Source organism: Rossellomorea vietnamensis (assembly GCF_008180615.1).
Lineage (GTDB): Bacteria > Bacillota > Bacilli > Bacillales > Bacillaceae_B > Rossellomorea > Rossellomorea vietnamensis_D.
Genome location: NZ_VTEH01000011.1, coordinates 119,436 through 134,400, shown reverse-complemented (window position 1 = coordinate 134,400; position 14,965 = coordinate 119,436). Strand labels below are relative to the sequence as shown.

The window sequence follows — 14,965 nt, the reverse complement described above, 5'->3', positions numbered from 1 at the left end:
AAAAGGCGAGCTTTCCTTTTATTCTCTTCGGGTTATTTGACCCCGAGGGGCTGGACGTGGATAACATCGTAAAAAGTTCTTCACTAAGTAAGATTAATTTTAAAATGTCTTAAGCAATAAAAAAGTTAACAAACAGGCAGACAGTCCTCCTTTCTTTTCTCACTGGCCATAAAAAAGATCACAAGAAACTCCCTGGGCAGAACCCGGGCATTTCAAGTGATCTCTTCATCTCCATCACGACTATTAACTTTTATATTATAAGAATAATAGATAATGTAAACGTTGTCAATATTCGACGAATTCTTACAAATTCCATCAAAGTACTTTATACCTTTAAAGTGTGACCAGGGACAGTCCCTGGTCGTACACTAACGCGTTGACGCACTAAGCGGGACTGTCCCTTTCAGTGCGTTTATCTACCATTCTATTGAACAGTGTATCCTCCATCGAGCACGACGGCCTGCCCCGTGACTCCCCGGGCTCCTTCTCCGCATAAGAAAATGGTATATTCAGAGATTTCTTTTACAGATAAGAGGCGCTTCTGCGGGACAAGCGGATAGATGACATCTTCGAGCACTTTTTCAAGCTCAACACCACGGGTCCTCGCCAGATCCCCAAGCTGGCCCCTTACCAGCGGAGTATCCACATATCCCGGACAGACGGCATTCACCGTCACACCGTATTGGGCCGCTTCCAACGCTGCGACCTTCGTTAACCCGATCACTCCATGCTTTGCCGAATTATAGGCAGCTTTGCCTGCAAACCCGATAAGACCATTAATGGAGGACATATTGATGATGCGCCCGAATCCCTGCTTCTTCATGACAGGCAATGCATGCTTGATCGCGACAAAAGGAGCGGTCAGCATCACCTTGATCAGAAACTCGAATTTCTCTGTAGGAAAATCTTCAATGTTAGAGACATACTGAAGCCCCGCATTATTGATTAAAATATCCAGCCTGCCGAATTTTTTGACAGCCGCTTCTATTGCGCCAATGATATCTTCCTCAGATGTCACATCGCACTTCACCCCGATGGACTCGTAACCAGCTTCCGCCAGCTCTTCAGCAGACGCTTTCACTTTATCTTCCTGCAGATCGGTCAGCACCACCTTGGCTCCCCGCTCTGCGAAATCTTTCGCAATTTCGTATCCGATTCCCTGTGCAGCTCCTGTAATCAATACCACTTTATCCTTCACCATAAAGCACCAACTCCTTTGGAAGGCGGTTTCCGCTTAATTTTTTCCCAAGCGGTAACCACCCTCTTCTTTTAAAAATTAAATTCCTACACCTAAAGAGAATAATAGAATCGCAATGGCCAGCCCGATGAGCGGGACAATGACCGTCACAGCCCCGACCGCGCCATATGCGGCTGCATGAGTTTCATTACAAATAGAGCGGATCGTTGTAACCACGTAACCATTGTGCGGAAGCGAGTCCAGCGCACCAGACGATATCGCAACCGTACGGTGAAGAGCTTCCGGATTGACCCCCATATCCATATAATGCGGTGCAAGGATTGGAAGCGCGATAGCCTGGCCTCCGGATGCAGACCCAGTCATACCGGCAATGACACTGACCGCGATTGCTCCTCCGATCAACGGAGATCCAGGAATGCTGGTCATGACATCCACCGCCGTTTCAAAAGCAGGCACTGCTTTCGCAACACCGCCGAAGCCGACAACAGCCGCCGTGTTACCAATCGCAATCAACGCTCCAACCGTACCTTCTGAAACAGCTCCCCAGAATCCTTTGAAATATTTTCGGTTTAATAGATAAGCAGAGATGACCCCGCCCAGAAGTGCTATGATCAGGGCCGATTGTTTTAAAGAATCATGGAAAATATAAGCGATGACCAGCACCACCAGCAATGGCACAAGCCCCATCATTGGATGAGGTAATTGTCTGCTTCCATCGATGACAGGATCTTCTTTACGAGCCTCAAATTTTTCTCCTTTTGAAACAGCCTTATTAATCATGCGTTTCAGCCACCAATACCCGAACACCGCCATAAACACAGCGACAATTGCACTTACTTCCCACCCGGCATATGGACTGGTTCCCAGGTAATCAATCGGAATCCAGTTCTGGATTTCCGGCGAACCTGCAGATGTCATCGTAAAAGTTACCGATCCAAAGGCAAGCGCAGCCGGGATGAAACGCCGCGGCAGATCTGCTTGTTTGAACAGGCTGACCGCCATAGGGTAAACCGAGAATGCCACGACGAATAAGCTGACTCCCCCATATGTTAAAACTGCACAAGCCAAAACGATCGCAAAAACAGCGAACTTCATTCCCATTTTTTCTACCACAAAACGCGAAACACTGTCCGCAGCCCCGCTGTCTTCCATTACCTTGCCGAATACAGCGCCGAGCAGGAACATCAAATACCAGGAAGCTATGAATCCAGTGAAGCCGGACATGTAGTTGCCGACGAGATTGGCTTCCCCTTCTCCCACTAGCTGCGGAAACAGCGGCAATCCGCTGAGCACACCCACGAACAGAGCAGAAATCGGCCCCACAATCAGGATATTCATACCCCTCATGGTCAAAATAATTAATAATGCGAGTCCCCCAATTAACCCAATCATGCTTAACATGAAAGTTCCCCCTTTGTGTTGTATAACATCCACTCTTTCTGAAAAAAACAATCACCATCTCTGCACCTCTACAAGAGCAGAACGCCACTAGAAAAAATTATGATTTCACATTACTGACATCAAGCTCAGGCTCCGTGGAACTCAGGATATCTTCTACAGTGAACCCTTCGAATACTTCCACTAGCTTAAGACCGCTATCTGTCACATCGATGACCGCTCTTTCGGTGATGATGCGGTCGACCACGCCCTTTCCTGTCAGAGGCAGACTGCAATCGCTTACATTTTTAGGCGCTCCATTTTTAGAAACATGCTCCATGATGACAATGATCTTTCTTGCCCCGTGAACCAGATCCATGGCGCCGCCCATCCCTTTTATCATCTTCCCGGGAATCATCCAGTTGGCAAGATCTCCTGACCGTGAAACTTCCATTCCCCCAAGGATCGCGACATCGACATGTCCTCCGCGGATCATGGCAAAAGACTCTGCAGAATCAAAGTAAGAAGCACCCGGAATCGCCGTGACAGTTTCTTTCCCTGCATTGATCAAATCTGGATCGACCTCGCTCTCTCTTGGATAAGGACCGATTCCAAGCAGCCCGTTCTCCGATTGAAGCACCACTTGCTTATGATCTGAAATATAATTGGCGACAAGCGTAGGCATGCCGATTCCCAAATTGACGTAGTCACCGTCATTAATTTCCTGTTCGGCTCTTCTCGCAATCACTTCTCTTACTGCTGCCTTATCCATTATTCAGCCTCCTTACCTGCTCACCGTTCGTTTTTCGATTCTCTTTTCTGGAACGGATTCTATCATTCTTTGAACGTAGATACCTGGTGTATGGACCTCATTTGGATCGATATCCCCTATTGCAGCCAGTTCCTCCACCTCGGCAATGGTGACTCTTCCTGCCGCCGCCATCAAGGGATTGAAATTTTGCGCTGTTTTATTGTAGACGAGGTTGCCCGCCAGATCTCCTTTTGCTGCCCGGACAAGACTGAAGTCTGATGTCAATGCCTCTTCAAGTACATATTCCTTTCCGTTGAAGAATCTTGTTTCTTTGCCTTCCGCCACCACGGTCCCTGCACCTGCTGCAGTGAAAAATGCAGGTATACCGGCCCCGCCTGCACGGATTCGTTCCGCCAGCGTTCCTTGAGGCACTAACTCTACTTCCAATTCCCCAGACAAAACCTGTCTTTCAAATTCTTTGTTCTCACCAACATAAGAGCCAATCATCTTCTTGATTTGCCTTTTTTGAAGAAGCAAACCCAGGCCCCAGTCATCCACTCCACAATTATTGGAAATGATGGTCAGATCCCTTACTCCCTTTTCAACCAGTGCAAGAATCAATTTCTCCGGTATGCCGACAAGGCCAAAGCCGCCGGCCATCAAGGTCATCCCATCTTGAATGCCCTCGATGGCATCCATAGAACGGCTGTATACTGTTTTCACGTCTGCAACTCCCTTCTTGTAAAAATTAGTACTCATTGGATTTAATGCAAGAAGTGTGCCAACTTGCTCAGCCGCATAAAACCTCACGCGAGCTTGTCCTGCTGTCCAAGAATCTGGACAATGTAACGAAAGCTGCCCCTTAATGTTTTCAAAATGTTCACATTTATAAGAACAAAATAAAGGCGTCCAGAAAACTGGACACCTTTCCGGAATTCCGGACACCTCTATTCAATCCCGAATTTATTAATTTTTTCATATAAGCTGGACTTGCTGATTCCCAGAGCTTTCGCTGCTGAACGTCTATCACAGTGCGATTTTAACGTTTGACCGATTACTCTTTTCTCTGTTTCCTCTAAAATTTCCTTTAAAGATTTTTCGTCAAATTTATACGCCTGATCACCCTTGATATAGGCAGGCAGAGAATCTACTGTGATCGTTTCGCCTGAAGTAAAATAAGTCGAGGCTTCTATCACGTTCTCCAGCTCACGAATGTTTCCCGGCCAGCTGTAGCGGTTGAAGATCTGCAGTACTTCCGGCTCCAGCCCCTTCAAGCGCTTACCCGATTTCTCCGCCGACTTGTCCATGAACTTTTTTGACAATGAAGGGATGTCTTCCACTCTCTCCCTCAAAGAAGGAACGGTAAATGGAATCACGTTGATTCTGTAATAAAGATCCTCTCTGAACCGCTTTTCCTCCATCATTTTTTCAAGGGGACGGTTCGTTGCCGCGATAATCCTTACATCCACTTGTTCCATTTCGGTCGCTCCCACTGGTTCAACCTCACCCTCCTGCAGGACACGCAGCAGCTTGGCCTGCATATTTAAAGGCATATCCCCTATCTCATCAAGAAATAATGTCCCTTTGTCGGCAAGCTGGAACTTTCCTTTTTTCCCGCCTTTACGCGCTCCCGTGAAGGCGCCTTCCTCGTATCCAAACAGTTCAGATTCAAGGAGCTGCTCAGGAATGGCCGCACAGTTTACCTTGATAAAAGGCTGCTGACTTCTTTCACTCAGCTGATGGATACTATGTGCAAACAATTCCTTTCCTGTCCCGCTTTCTCCCCTGATGAGGACAGAGATATCACTTGGCGCAACGGTCTGCACTTTTTGCTTAAGCTCCAACAGGGTCCTGCTGCCCCCGCTGATATCTGACAAGGTATACTTCGCTCCATTGTTGATATCCTGAATATAGCTTTGAATCTTGGACAGGAGATTCTTCACATGTGAACTCATCTGCTTCCATTCACTCGTATCACGGAAAAATACGGAACCGAACGCACCAACGACCCTGCCATCCACCTCGATTGGAATCCGGTTGGCGATCATGTAATTTCCTCTTATGTACTGCAGATCGGCAATTTCCTCTTTCCCTGTCCTTGCCACAATATGCATTCTTGTATTCTCTATGACCTCTGTCACATGCTTACCGACGGCCTGATCACGGTCCACTTCAAGAAATTCGCAGTAATTCTGGTTGATGAACAGAATCCTGCCGATGTCATCCACTACAACAAGCCACTCAAAAGCGTTCTCCAAGATTGTCTCGATCATATCTACTGATACATTTCCTAACAAACTCTTCATAGGATGCTCCTCTTTCAAGAAAATTCCGTCTTTTTTAATTATCTTACCATACGCGGAAGCCTTGAGGAATGCAGCTTTAACGCACCACCGTACTAAAAGGGACAGTCCCTCTTCGTGCTTTAACGTATTAAAACGCAAAAGGAGGATGGAATCTTTTCATTCCATCCTCCTTATGATTACAGTCTATCCTGCCGGTAATTTCATTTTGTCTTTGAAGGTCGTGAGATAACCACGGACCGTTTCAAGCGTTTTATTCTGCTGGTCAGAAGGTGCTTGGAAGCCCGGTTCACCACTTGAAGATCCGCTCCGCCCTTCCCCCTCACCTTTTCCGCTGTCATCGCTTTCCATGAGCGCCTGAGAATAGGCCCGCCCGCCTTCCATAATCTTTCGGATGGAAGAAACAAACTCCTCGCTGGAACTGTCTTTAGGGAGATACCCTTTTATGTCCATTTGGACTATTCTCTCAAAGTAGCCCGGTTTGGCAAATGTCGTCAGAATCATGAGTTTGCAGCCCGACGCATGTAACTTTTCGGCAGTGTCATTCTCTGAATGAGAATCCATGTCCATAATACAGATATCCGGCTGATGCTCCTTAACAAGCGCCAGCACCTCTGCGCCATCACTCGACTGTCCGACAACTTCCATATCCTCTTCAAGGCTGAGCAGGGACCCGATAATTCCCAACAAGAATTCTTGATCCTCTGCGATCACTATACGAATCATGTGTTTCCTCTCCTCAATGGTCCAGCTATACAAAGGCTCTCCTCTATTTTTCGAAGGAGAGCCGGGCGAAAATGGGCAAGATTAAAGTTCAGGCTTTGCTTGGGCTGAAACGCGGCGGTTATTGGCAATTGACTTGATGCCTTTTTTGAAGCTTACGAAGTTCTTGCTATCCTCATCCCACAAACGGAAACGGAGGGACTGCAAACTTGTCGCAAGCGTGATGGTCGGTACATGCTGCAGTGCAGCCGTATTGTAGTGAGCCTCTTCAAGTCTGTAATTCGGGACCCGCGGGCTTAAATGGTGAACGTGATGAAACCCGATGTTACCTGTCAGGAATTGCAGGACTTTAGGAAGCTTGTAAAAAGAACTTCCTTCCACAGCTGCAAGAACGTACTCCCACTCAGTGTTTTCTTCAAAGTAAGAATCTTCAAAGGTATGCTGAACATAAAACAGCCAGATTCCGATCGAACCGGAAATCATGAAGATTGATCCTTGCACAAGAAGGAACGACTGCCAGCCCAGAACTGTACCCAGAATTGCTATCAAAGCGACGATCATCACATTGACAAGATACGTATTATAACGCTCTTTCTTACGAGCATTCTTTCGGTTGAATCTATTTTTCAAAAGAAATACATAGATCGGGCCCAGCCCGAACATGACGATTGGATTACGGTAAAAACGATAAGCAAGACGCAGTCTGAGCGGTGCTTCTGCATATTCCTTCACGGTAAGAGTCCAGATGTCTCCTGTCCCGCGTTTATCCAGGTTTCCACTTGTCGCATGGTGGATATTATGCTCATGTCCCCATTGATCAAAGGGAAACAATGTCAGAACACCAACAAATGTTCCGACAATGCGGTTGACGCGGCGGCTTTTGAAAAAGTTATAATGCGTGCAGTCATGGAAGATGATGAAACTTCTGGTCAAAAATCCTGCCGCAAACACCATGGGAACCAGCGCAAGCCAGTAAGATACAGATAGACTCTGGTAAGCCAGGAACCACAATAAGAAGAATGGTCCTAATGTATTGATGATCTGCCAAACACTTTCCTTTGTTGTTGCTTTTTCATAGGGAGCTATTTCTTTTTTCAAAGTTTTGAGGTTTGTCATTTAGTAGAATCCCCTTCGTTTTTCGAGTTAACCATAGTATACCGGGGAAGCCGTTTTCTCATAAGTAGTAGGTGTCATATGCAGGGTATGACAAGTGTCATATAAGGCGTCTCAAGCGTTGATATAAAAAGGTTTTTGACTATAAAAAAATGTGCTTTTTTTTATAATTTCCTGCTTTTGCGCTAGAAAAGGGACAATCCATCTTCGGGGGTGGGCTTTGCGAGGTGCAAAGCGGGCAGTCACAGACCCAATTAAAAGGGGAGAGGGGCGGTTATCACACCAGGCTTTTTCACCAATATTTTAAGTTGACCGTGATCATTTGAGGCTGTTTTTAAAAGGCTTTTTTCGCAAACTTTGTTGCTATTTGATACTAAGTCCGAAAAAATAACCATTTAAGAGTGGTAAAAGCTGGTAATACCGAAAAGAAAAGTGCTACTCTCCCTCCCTTAGAAACTCTTAGGGATAACCGAAAGCAACAATATATGCGAATACAGAAGGCTTTTAAAATTAAGGGGAAAATTTCCCCTTACATCTACCGAATTCAATTCATTTTAAAATTTAACGGGAAAATCTCCCTTTATTTTTTGATATATTAGGCGGTTACTTCATTAACGATAGGATTCGTTTACAAATCAACCCGTCAATTAATGCGATTAAATTTTGCCAAAATAAAAAACGCACACTGTAAATTCACAGTGCGCTGATTTGAAATTTAGATCTCTAAACCCAGGTTTCCCTTAAAAATCATCATGTTCCGCAAAACGTCTGGTAAGGCTCATCGGGATTCTCCGGCAGCTTTGCATATTCTGCTTGGTCTGCAGAATGTGCATAAGGCTCAAGCAATGCATCCAGCAGACGCTCCATGACACTGTAGTCACCTTTTTCCACCGCTGCTTCCAAGGCTTCTTCGACACGGAAGTTCCGTGGAATAACAGCAGGGTTGCTCTTTTTCATCAGCTCATGAGCTTGTTCTGGTGACTCATCCTGCCTGCTCTGTCTTTCTTTCCAAATCGCATACCAGCGGTCAAATTCGGGCTTTCCGTAAAGCTCCGTTTCCTCAGGCTTGTCGAATGTCAGCGCGGCAAATGTATTGGTGTAGTCCGCTCCATGCTCATGCATCTTGCTCAGAAGAATATCAATCAGTTCCTTATCTTGATCTTCTGCATTAAACAGGCCGAGCTTAGCTCTCATCCCAGCAAGCCATTCTGCGTGGAACAACTCTGGAAATTCTGAGACCGCCGCCTGGGCGAGTTCAAGGGATTTCTCCTGCTCTTCATGGATCAATGGCAGCAGAGATTCAGCAAAGCGGGAAAGATTCCACCCGGTTATCGGCGGCTGATTTCCATAAGCATAACGGCCCTGCCTGTCAATCGAACTGAAAACAGTAGACGGATCAAATGCATCCATGAACGCACAAGGGCCATAATCGATGGTTTCCCCGCTGATGGTGACGTTGTCCGTATTCATGACTCCGTGGATAAAACCGACCATCTGCCACTGAGAAACTAATTTTGCCTGGCGCTTAATGACAGCTCTCAGCAAAGAAAGATAGGGATTCTCATCCTCTTCAACCTCAGGATAGTGCCGTTCGATCGCATAGTCTGCGAGAGCTTTCAGTTCCTCCGTATCAGCAAAATTGGCCGCGTATTGGAAGGTCCCTACTCGAAGGTGGCTCTCCGCAACCCGTGTGAGAATTGCTCCAGGAAGGTCCGTTTCCCTGATGATTCCCTCCCCTGTCGTCACCACTGCCAAACTGCGGGTTGTCGGGATACCAAGGGCATCCATCGCTTCACTCATGATATATTCCCTCAGCATCGGCCCAAGAGCTGCACGGCCGTCACCGCCGCGGGAGTAGGGAGTTCTTCCTGCACCCTTCAGCTGGATATCAAACCGCTCTCCTTGAGGGTTCAATTGTTCCCCAAGCAAAACGGCCCTTCCGTCACCCAGCATGTTAAAGTGGCCGAATTGATGACCCGCATACGCCTGTGCCAATGGCTCCGAGCCTTCAGGGAGCTCATTTCCAGCGAACATAGCTGCCGCGTCTTTCAATGCTTCAACATCCAATCCCAACTCTTCAGCCACCTCAATATTCAAGACGACCAATTCTGGATGGGATACAGCTTCCGGCTTCTGCCTTTTATAAAAAGCTTCCGGCAGACGGGCATAACTATTGTCCAGGTTCCAGCCTGCCTTCGTTGGTTTATTACTGTTTGTCATATAATCTTCCTTTATATTTTGACATTGTATCGTACTTATAAGACCTGGTTCCATCTTAACACAATTGGTTTTATTTTCTGTCCCGGCCGATTTATTATGCATTCCCTCACTTTAGCAAACTAAAGTGCAGTCCCCGCACGTTTTACTATAATTTGGAACTTTAAATACTGTTTGGACTGGATTTTCCCTCTAATAAACCGGGTATATAGGTACTAAATCAAATGAAGGAGGAATAAGGATGGAACATTTAAAAGCATTAGCCATTAAGTTTGTCATGGTCACAGTTGTGTTAGGAATTATTCTTACCGGAATTTATGGTGTACCTGTATCAGACATGCTCATCGTCAGTGTCATCTTGACATTGGGTGCATATGTACTGGGCGATTTATTAGTTTTCAAAAGATTGAATGGAGAACAGAAGAAGCGTAACGTCATTGCCACCATGGCAGATGCAGGACTTGCTTTCGTACTGCTCTGGTTCCTGGGTACAGCCATGTTCCCTGACCATAACGTCATTATGGCTTCACTCATCTCAGCCATTGTCATCGCAGCAGGTGAATGGTTCTTCCACAAATACTTGGATAACTCCGTTTTTAATGACAATAGAAGCTACCATTCAGATCCGATTCATCACTAAAATGAGACTTTAATAAGAAGCTATAAAAAACACACTGGAGTTCTTTCCCTTTCCAGTGTGTTTTTTTGCTCATCAGCTCCTGCTCTATTCATCGAATCAGTAAAAATCCCGAGGGATTTTATGTTAAACTCAAGATTACGGTGCTAAAAGACCTGCCGTTTAGAGAAGAATTTTAAGAAAGAAGGTGATTGTTTGAAGCAAACATTCAAGCCTGCTGGAAAGGTATTAAAGGGTTTCCTTTGGGCTGACATCGGTTTAACCGTACTATTGATGATAAACGTACTCATTATAGGTTTTATCGGGGCGGGAGAAGCATTCCTGAATTACGATGTGGTTGTATCTCTTGTGCTGACAACTATTGTAATTATCTATACAATTATCTATCTTGTATGGCTTTATAGAGTACATAATTATCTGCAAGAAATGGATCCGTCGTACCCTATAACACCCGGCGGAGCTTTGGCTCGCGTGATGATTCCGCTTTACAATTTGTATGGAGTCTGGAATGTGTATTCCACAATGGCGAACCACTTTAAAAAGAAGCCGTCCATAAGTGAAATCGGTATGCGTCTTTCCAAATATGTCCCGATCTACTATGTTCTTTTTCTAACTACTGCCATTTTAAATTCTTATTTATCAAGGCAGCCAATAGAAGAATTTTATAGTTCATTGTGGTTCATTGCGTATTCAGCTGACATTGCATTAGTAATTATGTATATCATGATCATTAAGATAGTCTCGGCTGGTCTAATAAGATTTTCTGCAGAAAAGAATGATTCCGGCAGTAGCGCTGATTTCTCATAAAGTGCGCGAAACTATAAAGCCCGCTGCTCATTATGGCAGCGGGCTTTCAACACTATTGAATATGGCCGTTATTCTCCTTCACAATCGCTTCCGCTTGGGCATACTGTCCTTCTTCCACCTGAAATTCCAGGACATGCGGGTTATGATGATCCTCATCATAGGCATTGCTTCTGCTGAACGTATCACGGATCAAATCCCATAGATTTGTATTGCTCTCAGGAACCTTTTCTACCCTGACGTCTCTTACACTCAACTTTTGCAGGCTCGCCTTAACATCTTCTGCTTCATTTTCATTTCTAAAATAAGCTTGTACACTTTTCATGATATATCTCCCTTCTTTTATCAAAAAATTTAAGAAAACTCATCTATTAGATATTTACCTTTTTAAAATAATCCCAAACAAATCAACAGGCTCAGCGCACATAACCATTATGTTCCTTCACGATAGCCCCCGCCTTTTCATGGTCCTCTTCTGCGACATGAAAATTCAAGATATGCGGATCATGCTTTTCTCCGCTGAAAAGGTCGGCTGCTACGTCACTTATGCTTCTGCCATCCGGCACTTTCTCAAGCATCCCATCTTCCACATTGATCGATTTCAATTTATTTCTGGCATCCCGTGCTTCTGTCTCACTTCCAAAATAGGCCTGGATCTTCCGCAACCTGCTCCACTCCTCCCTGAATTGACGCTTACCTTTCCATTCCTCTTTTTAAAAGAATTGAAACCGCTGTCTATTATTCATAAAAAATACTTTAACTTTCCAACCATTACCTATATAATGGGAATGAAAATTGAATAGTACGTTAACCACAAGGGGAGCGGTAAGCTGAGAGTGAACAATGATTGTTCTGACCCTTTGAACCTGTTAGTTAATGCTAGCGCAGGGATGTGGATCGGACGGACATACGTGTCTGTCATCCTTCATGTTCTCCCTTATGGTTGTCGTATCACAACTTGGATAAAGGGGGATTTTTTTATGTCCAAAATGAGATTGACGCCAATGATTGAAGCAGCGGTATTTGCTGCACTTGCAGTGATATTGGATTTGCTGCCTTCCATCCGGCTGTCACCGGCCATTTCCATTTCGTTTGCCATGGTGCCGGTATTTATCGTAGCGTTCAGGTGGGGACTTCGAGCCGGATTGATTTCCGGATTTCTATAGGGGCTTTTGCAAGTGGTACTGGGGGACATCTACTTCCTGACACCTCTTCAATTTGCCATAGAGTATTTCGTGGCGTTTACTTTTGTCGGCTTTGCCGGACTGCTTTACCGTCCGATCCAGACAAGTTTAAAAAATGGAAACCGAAAACAATTGCTGATGTGGGCTATTATCGGTGTCATCGCGGGCAGCCTTGCCCGTTACTTCTGGCATTTTGTCGCCGGGTTTATCTTCTGGGGTGAATACGCGCCAGAAGGACAATCCGCCGTCATGTACTCGCTGATTGCAAACGGAACCACGGTACTTGGCGCCATTGCCTTCTGTTCAATTGTCATTGCATTACTGGCCGGAAGCCTGCCTCGTCTTTTAAAAACAAACCATGCCGCTTGGACTGCAGATCGAAAAGCATCATGATAACCCGGACGAATCTTCTGTTTAGAAACAGGAGGCTCGTCCTTTTTTCTTGGTTGGAAGCACTCGGTTCTCTTTTATATATATTCCCTAAAAGACCTCTCCATGAAACTCCCAAAGACCAAGCCGGCCTTTCGCTGGAATGAATTCAGGGAGGGCCTTCATGCCTGTAACTTTCCACACATAATTGCCGACCCTGTAATCTCCCAGCCATAACTCCTTACCTGAAACAATCCGTCCGTCTTCTAAAATCGCCTGTTCATTGTGGCTTTCAATCACTTTGACACACTCCTGCAGAGTGCAGACACCAATTATTTTTCCCGTTGGAAGTGTCTTACTTTTTAAACCATGCCGGGCCAGCAGTTCTTGAACGACTGGCTGTTCGCAGGCAGATTTATCGATTTTCTGGCTTGCATGAATCGCAAAGTCTCCCCGGTAATTCGTTCGCCAAGTCCTTGTTTCGTTTTTGGCTTCACCGAGGACAAACAAACTGGCCCAGGGCTGAGTCATCGATAGAACCTTCATTCCACGACCTCCATTTTGTATTTATTTTTAAATGGTTTCTGAGCTGGCAAGCTTCTGCAGCATAGAGGTAAGGTTAGTAATGTAATACCCGGTCTTGCCTCCGGAGACACCAAACTGTATAGCACGACGGTGTCATCTTTTAGAGACCACTTCAGCTGGATTTTCCTGCTGCACTGGTCTCTTGCAGGCTTTTTGACACCACTTCAGCTGGATTTTTCTGCTGTACTGGTCTCTTGCAGGCTTTTTGGCACCACTTCAGCTGGATTTCCCTGCTGTACTGGTCTCTTGCAGGCTTTTAAACACCACTTCAGCTGGATTTTCCTGCTGTACTGGTCTCTTGCAGGCTTTTTGACACCACTTCAGCTGGATTTTTCTGCTGTACTGGTCTCTTGCAGGCTTTTTGACACCACTTCAGCTGGATTTCCTGCTGTGCTGGTCTCTTGCAGGCTTTTTGACACCACTTCAGCTGGATTTTTCTGCTGTACTGGTCTCTTGCAGGCTTTTTGGCACCACTCCAGCTGGATTTCCCTCCGGTACTGGTCTCTTGCAGGCTTTTTGACACCACTTCAGCTGGGTTTTCCTGCTGTACTGGTCCCTAGCATGCTTTTTGACACCACTTCAGCTGGATTTTCCTGCTGTACTGGTCTCTTGCAGGCTTTTTGACACCACTTCAGCTGGATTTTTCTGCTGTACTGGTCTCTTGCAGGCTTTTTGGCACCACTCCAGCTGGATTTCCCTCCGGTACTGGTCTCTTGCAGGCTTTTTGACACCACTTCAGCTGGGTTTTCCTGCTGTACTGGTCCCTAGCATGCTTTTTGACACCACTTCAGCTGGATTTTCCTGCTGTGCTGGTCTCTTGCAGGCTTTTTGACACCACTTCAGCTGGGTTTTCCTGCTGTACTGGTCCCTAGCATGCTTTTTGACACCACTTCAGCTGGATTTTCCTGCTGTACTGGTCTCTTGCAGGCTTTTTAAACACCACTTCAGCTGGATTTTCCTGTGCTAATGGTCTCTAGCTGCTTTTTGACACCTTCAGCTGTGGATTTCCCTGCTGTAATGGGGTCTAGCAACTTGAGGACATCTTCCGGCTTTCCCTGACGGTTTGATGTTCCCGAGCCGGCTGCTTGGAGACATTTTATGGGCAGATCACTCGTTTTGATGTCTTCAAGTTACCCATTCGGGTACCTCTCTTCTAAGGTGATGATTTTTATAAATATCCCGGGACAGCTGCCTATGTATTTGCATAGGATATTGCAAACGTCATACAAGAAGGAGAATGAGAGATGAATTCACACTATCATTATTACAGGCCGGTCCACGGAGGCGGAGGGCATGCGAGCTGGGGACATGGCAGCGGTCATGCAACCTGGCATCACGGAGGAGGATACAATCCAGGCTGGGGGTATAATCCCGGTTTTGGAGCAGGAGCGCTTACCGGCCTTGCAGTTGGAGCGGCTGTTTCACCTGGACCTTATCCTTATCCTGTCCCGGCTCCGTACCCCTATCCATATCCGTACCCTTATCCATATCAAACACCGTACTACCCGCAAAGTTACTAAGAATCGCTTTAAGACGTTAAAGTATTAAGAGGGACTGTCCCTGGCAGCGCGTTAACGCGTTACGCCGCTAAAAGGGACTGTCCCTTACAATGCTTTAAAGTGCTGAAGCATACCCTTGAAAACAATAAAAGGGTTCTTTCCATGGTCTTTTGGAAAGAACCCTTTTCTATTTCCCCTCATCATC

At 45.8% G+C, this 14,965-nt stretch carries 14 protein-coding genes, 1 pseudogene and 1 riboswitch; of the genes and pseudogenes, 4 read left to right on the top strand and 11 right to left on the bottom strand.

Annotated features, from left to right (window positions below; translation table 11 throughout):
* Positions 1-424: 424 nt before the first annotated feature.
* The 8 genes from FZC79_RS14110 to FZC79_RS14075 form a co-directional block, all read right to left on the bottom strand.
* The gene (locus tag FZC79_RS14110) at positions 425-1,201 is read right to left on the bottom strand and encodes a 3-hydroxybutyrate dehydrogenase (RefSeq protein ID WP_148947412.1); all 777 of its coding nucleotides are present in this window, start codon (positions 1,199-1,201) and stop codon (positions 425-427) included.
* 75 nt (positions 1,202-1,276) lie between these two features.
* On the bottom strand, positions 1,277-2,599 hold the full coding sequence (locus FZC79_RS14105; protein ID WP_148947411.1) for a GntP family permease: 1,323 nt from the start codon (positions 2,597-2,599) through the stop codon (positions 1,277-1,279).
* Positions 2,600-2,696: 97 nt separating this feature from the next.
* A complete protein-coding gene (locus FZC79_RS14100) occupies positions 2,697-3,347 on the bottom strand; it encodes a CoA transferase subunit B (RefSeq protein WP_148947410.1) in 651 nt (216 codons plus the stop codon).
* 12 nt (positions 3,348-3,359) lie between these two features.
* On the bottom strand, positions 3,360-4,025 hold the full coding sequence (locus FZC79_RS14095) for a CoA transferase subunit A (RefSeq protein WP_397541110.1): 666 nt from the start codon (positions 4,023-4,025) through the stop codon (positions 3,360-3,362).
* A gap of 248 nt (positions 4,026-4,273) precedes the next feature.
* The gene (locus tag FZC79_RS14090; RefSeq protein WP_148947409.1) at positions 4,274-5,632 is read right to left on the bottom strand and encodes a sigma-54 interaction domain-containing protein; all 1,359 of its coding nucleotides are present in this window, start codon (positions 5,630-5,632) and stop codon (positions 4,274-4,276) included.
* 183 nt (positions 5,633-5,815) lie between these two features.
* Positions 5,816-6,355, bottom strand: coding sequence for a response regulator (locus tag FZC79_RS14085; RefSeq protein ID WP_148947408.1), 540 nt, complete (start codon positions 6,353-6,355; stop codon positions 5,816-5,818).
* A gap of 81 nt (positions 6,356-6,436) precedes the next feature.
* Complete coding sequence (locus tag FZC79_RS14080) at positions 6,437-7,468, bottom strand: fatty acid desaturase (RefSeq protein WP_148947407.1); 1,032 nt, start codon at positions 7,466-7,468, stop codon at positions 6,437-6,439.
* A 747-nt stretch (positions 7,469-8,215) separates the two neighbouring features.
* The gene (locus FZC79_RS14075) at positions 8,216-9,685 is read right to left on the bottom strand and encodes a protein adenylyltransferase SelO (protein WP_148947529.1); all 1,470 of its coding nucleotides are present in this window, start codon (positions 9,683-9,685) and stop codon (positions 8,216-8,218) included.
* 238 nt (positions 9,686-9,923) lie between these two features.
* Between FZC79_RS14075 and FZC79_RS14070 the strand changes: the two genes are divergently transcribed.
* Together FZC79_RS14070 and FZC79_RS14065 are read left to right on the top strand one after the other, a co-directional pair.
* Positions 9,924-10,322, top strand: a complete 399-nt coding sequence (locus FZC79_RS14070) for a YndM family protein (RefSeq protein ID WP_148947406.1) — start codon at positions 9,924-9,926, stop codon at positions 10,320-10,322.
* A gap of 192 nt (positions 10,323-10,514) precedes the next feature.
* The gene (locus tag FZC79_RS14065) at positions 10,515-11,126 is read left to right on the top strand and encodes a hypothetical protein (RefSeq protein ID WP_148947405.1); all 612 of its coding nucleotides are present in this window, start codon (positions 10,515-10,517) and stop codon (positions 11,124-11,126) included.
* Between the two features lie 52 nt (positions 11,127-11,178).
* Here the strand turns inward: FZC79_RS14065 and FZC79_RS14060 are convergent, their stop codons facing one another.
* Both FZC79_RS14060 and FZC79_RS14055 read right to left on the bottom strand, forming a co-directional pair.
* Positions 11,179-11,448: a hypothetical protein gene (locus FZC79_RS14060; RefSeq protein WP_148947404.1), complete on the bottom strand. Its 270-nt coding sequence runs from the start codon at positions 11,446-11,448 to the stop codon at positions 11,179-11,181.
* Between the two features lie 91 nt (positions 11,449-11,539).
* Positions 11,540-11,788 (bottom strand): hypothetical protein, encoded by a 249-nt coding sequence (locus tag FZC79_RS14055; RefSeq protein ID WP_148947403.1) that lies wholly within the window; start codon positions 11,786-11,788, stop codon positions 11,540-11,542.
* Between the two features lie 141 nt (positions 11,789-11,929).
* Positions 11,930-12,031, top strand: a riboswitch (TPP riboswitch).
* Positions 12,032-12,103: 72 nt separating this feature from the next.
* Between FZC79_RS14055 and thiT the strand changes: the two are divergent.
* Positions 12,104-12,700, top strand: a pseudogene (thiT, locus tag FZC79_RS14050) (energy-coupled thiamine transporter ThiT).
* A gap of 87 nt (positions 12,701-12,787) precedes the next feature.
* Here thiT and FZC79_RS14045 read toward each other — a convergent pair.
* Complete coding sequence (locus FZC79_RS14045) at positions 12,788-13,222, bottom strand: ASCH domain-containing protein (RefSeq protein WP_148947402.1); 435 nt, start codon at positions 13,220-13,222, stop codon at positions 12,788-12,790.
* A gap of 1,283 nt (positions 13,223-14,505) precedes the next feature.
* Here FZC79_RS14045 and FZC79_RS14035 point away from each other — a divergent pair.
* A complete protein-coding gene (locus FZC79_RS14035; protein WP_148947400.1) occupies positions 14,506-14,781 on the top strand; it encodes a hypothetical protein in 276 nt (91 codons plus the stop codon).
* Positions 14,782-14,965 lie beyond the last annotated feature (184 nt).

Bases quoted from the DNA above. Each gene is read 5' to 3' on its own strand.
- FZC79_RS14110 (WP_148947412.1), bottom strand. From the start codon at position 1,201: ATGGTGAAGGATAAAGTGGTATTGATTACAGGAGCTGCACAGGGAATC.
- FZC79_RS14105 (WP_148947411.1), bottom strand. From the start codon at position 2,599: ATGTTAAGCATGATTGGGTTAATTGGGGGACTCGCATTATTAATTATT.
- FZC79_RS14100 (WP_148947410.1), bottom strand. From the start codon at position 3,347: ATGGATAAGGCAGCAGTAAGAGAAGTGATTGCGAGAAGAGCCGAACAG.
- FZC79_RS14095 (WP_397541110.1), bottom strand. From the start codon at position 4,025: ATGGATGCCATCGAGGGCATTCAAGATGGGATGACCTTGATGGCCGGC.
- FZC79_RS14090 (WP_148947409.1), bottom strand. From the start codon at position 5,632: ATGAAGAGTTTGTTAGGAAATGTATCAGTAGATATGATCGAGACAATC.
- FZC79_RS14085 (WP_148947408.1), bottom strand. From the start codon at position 6,355: ATGATTCGTATAGTGATCGCAGAGGATCAAGAATTCTTGTTGGGAATT.
- FZC79_RS14080 (WP_148947407.1), bottom strand. From the start codon at position 7,468: ATGACAAACCTCAAAACTTTGAAAAAAGAAATAGCTCCCTATGAAAAA.
- FZC79_RS14075 (WP_148947529.1), bottom strand. From the start codon at position 9,685: ATGACAAACAGTAATAAACCAACGAAGGCAGGCTGGAACCTGGACAAT.
- FZC79_RS14070 (WP_148947406.1), top strand. From the start codon at position 9,924: ATGGAACATTTAAAAGCATTAGCCATTAAGTTTGTCATGGTCACAGTT.
- FZC79_RS14060 (WP_148947404.1), bottom strand. From the start codon at position 11,448: ATGAAAAGTGTACAAGCTTATTTTAGAAATGAAAATGAAGCAGAAGAT.
- FZC79_RS14045 (WP_148947402.1), bottom strand. From the start codon at position 13,222: ATGAAGGTTCTATCGATGACTCAGCCCTGGGCCAGTTTGTTTGTCCTC.
- FZC79_RS14035 (WP_148947400.1), top strand. From the start codon at position 14,506: ATGAATTCACACTATCATTATTACAGGCCGGTCCACGGAGGCGGAGGG.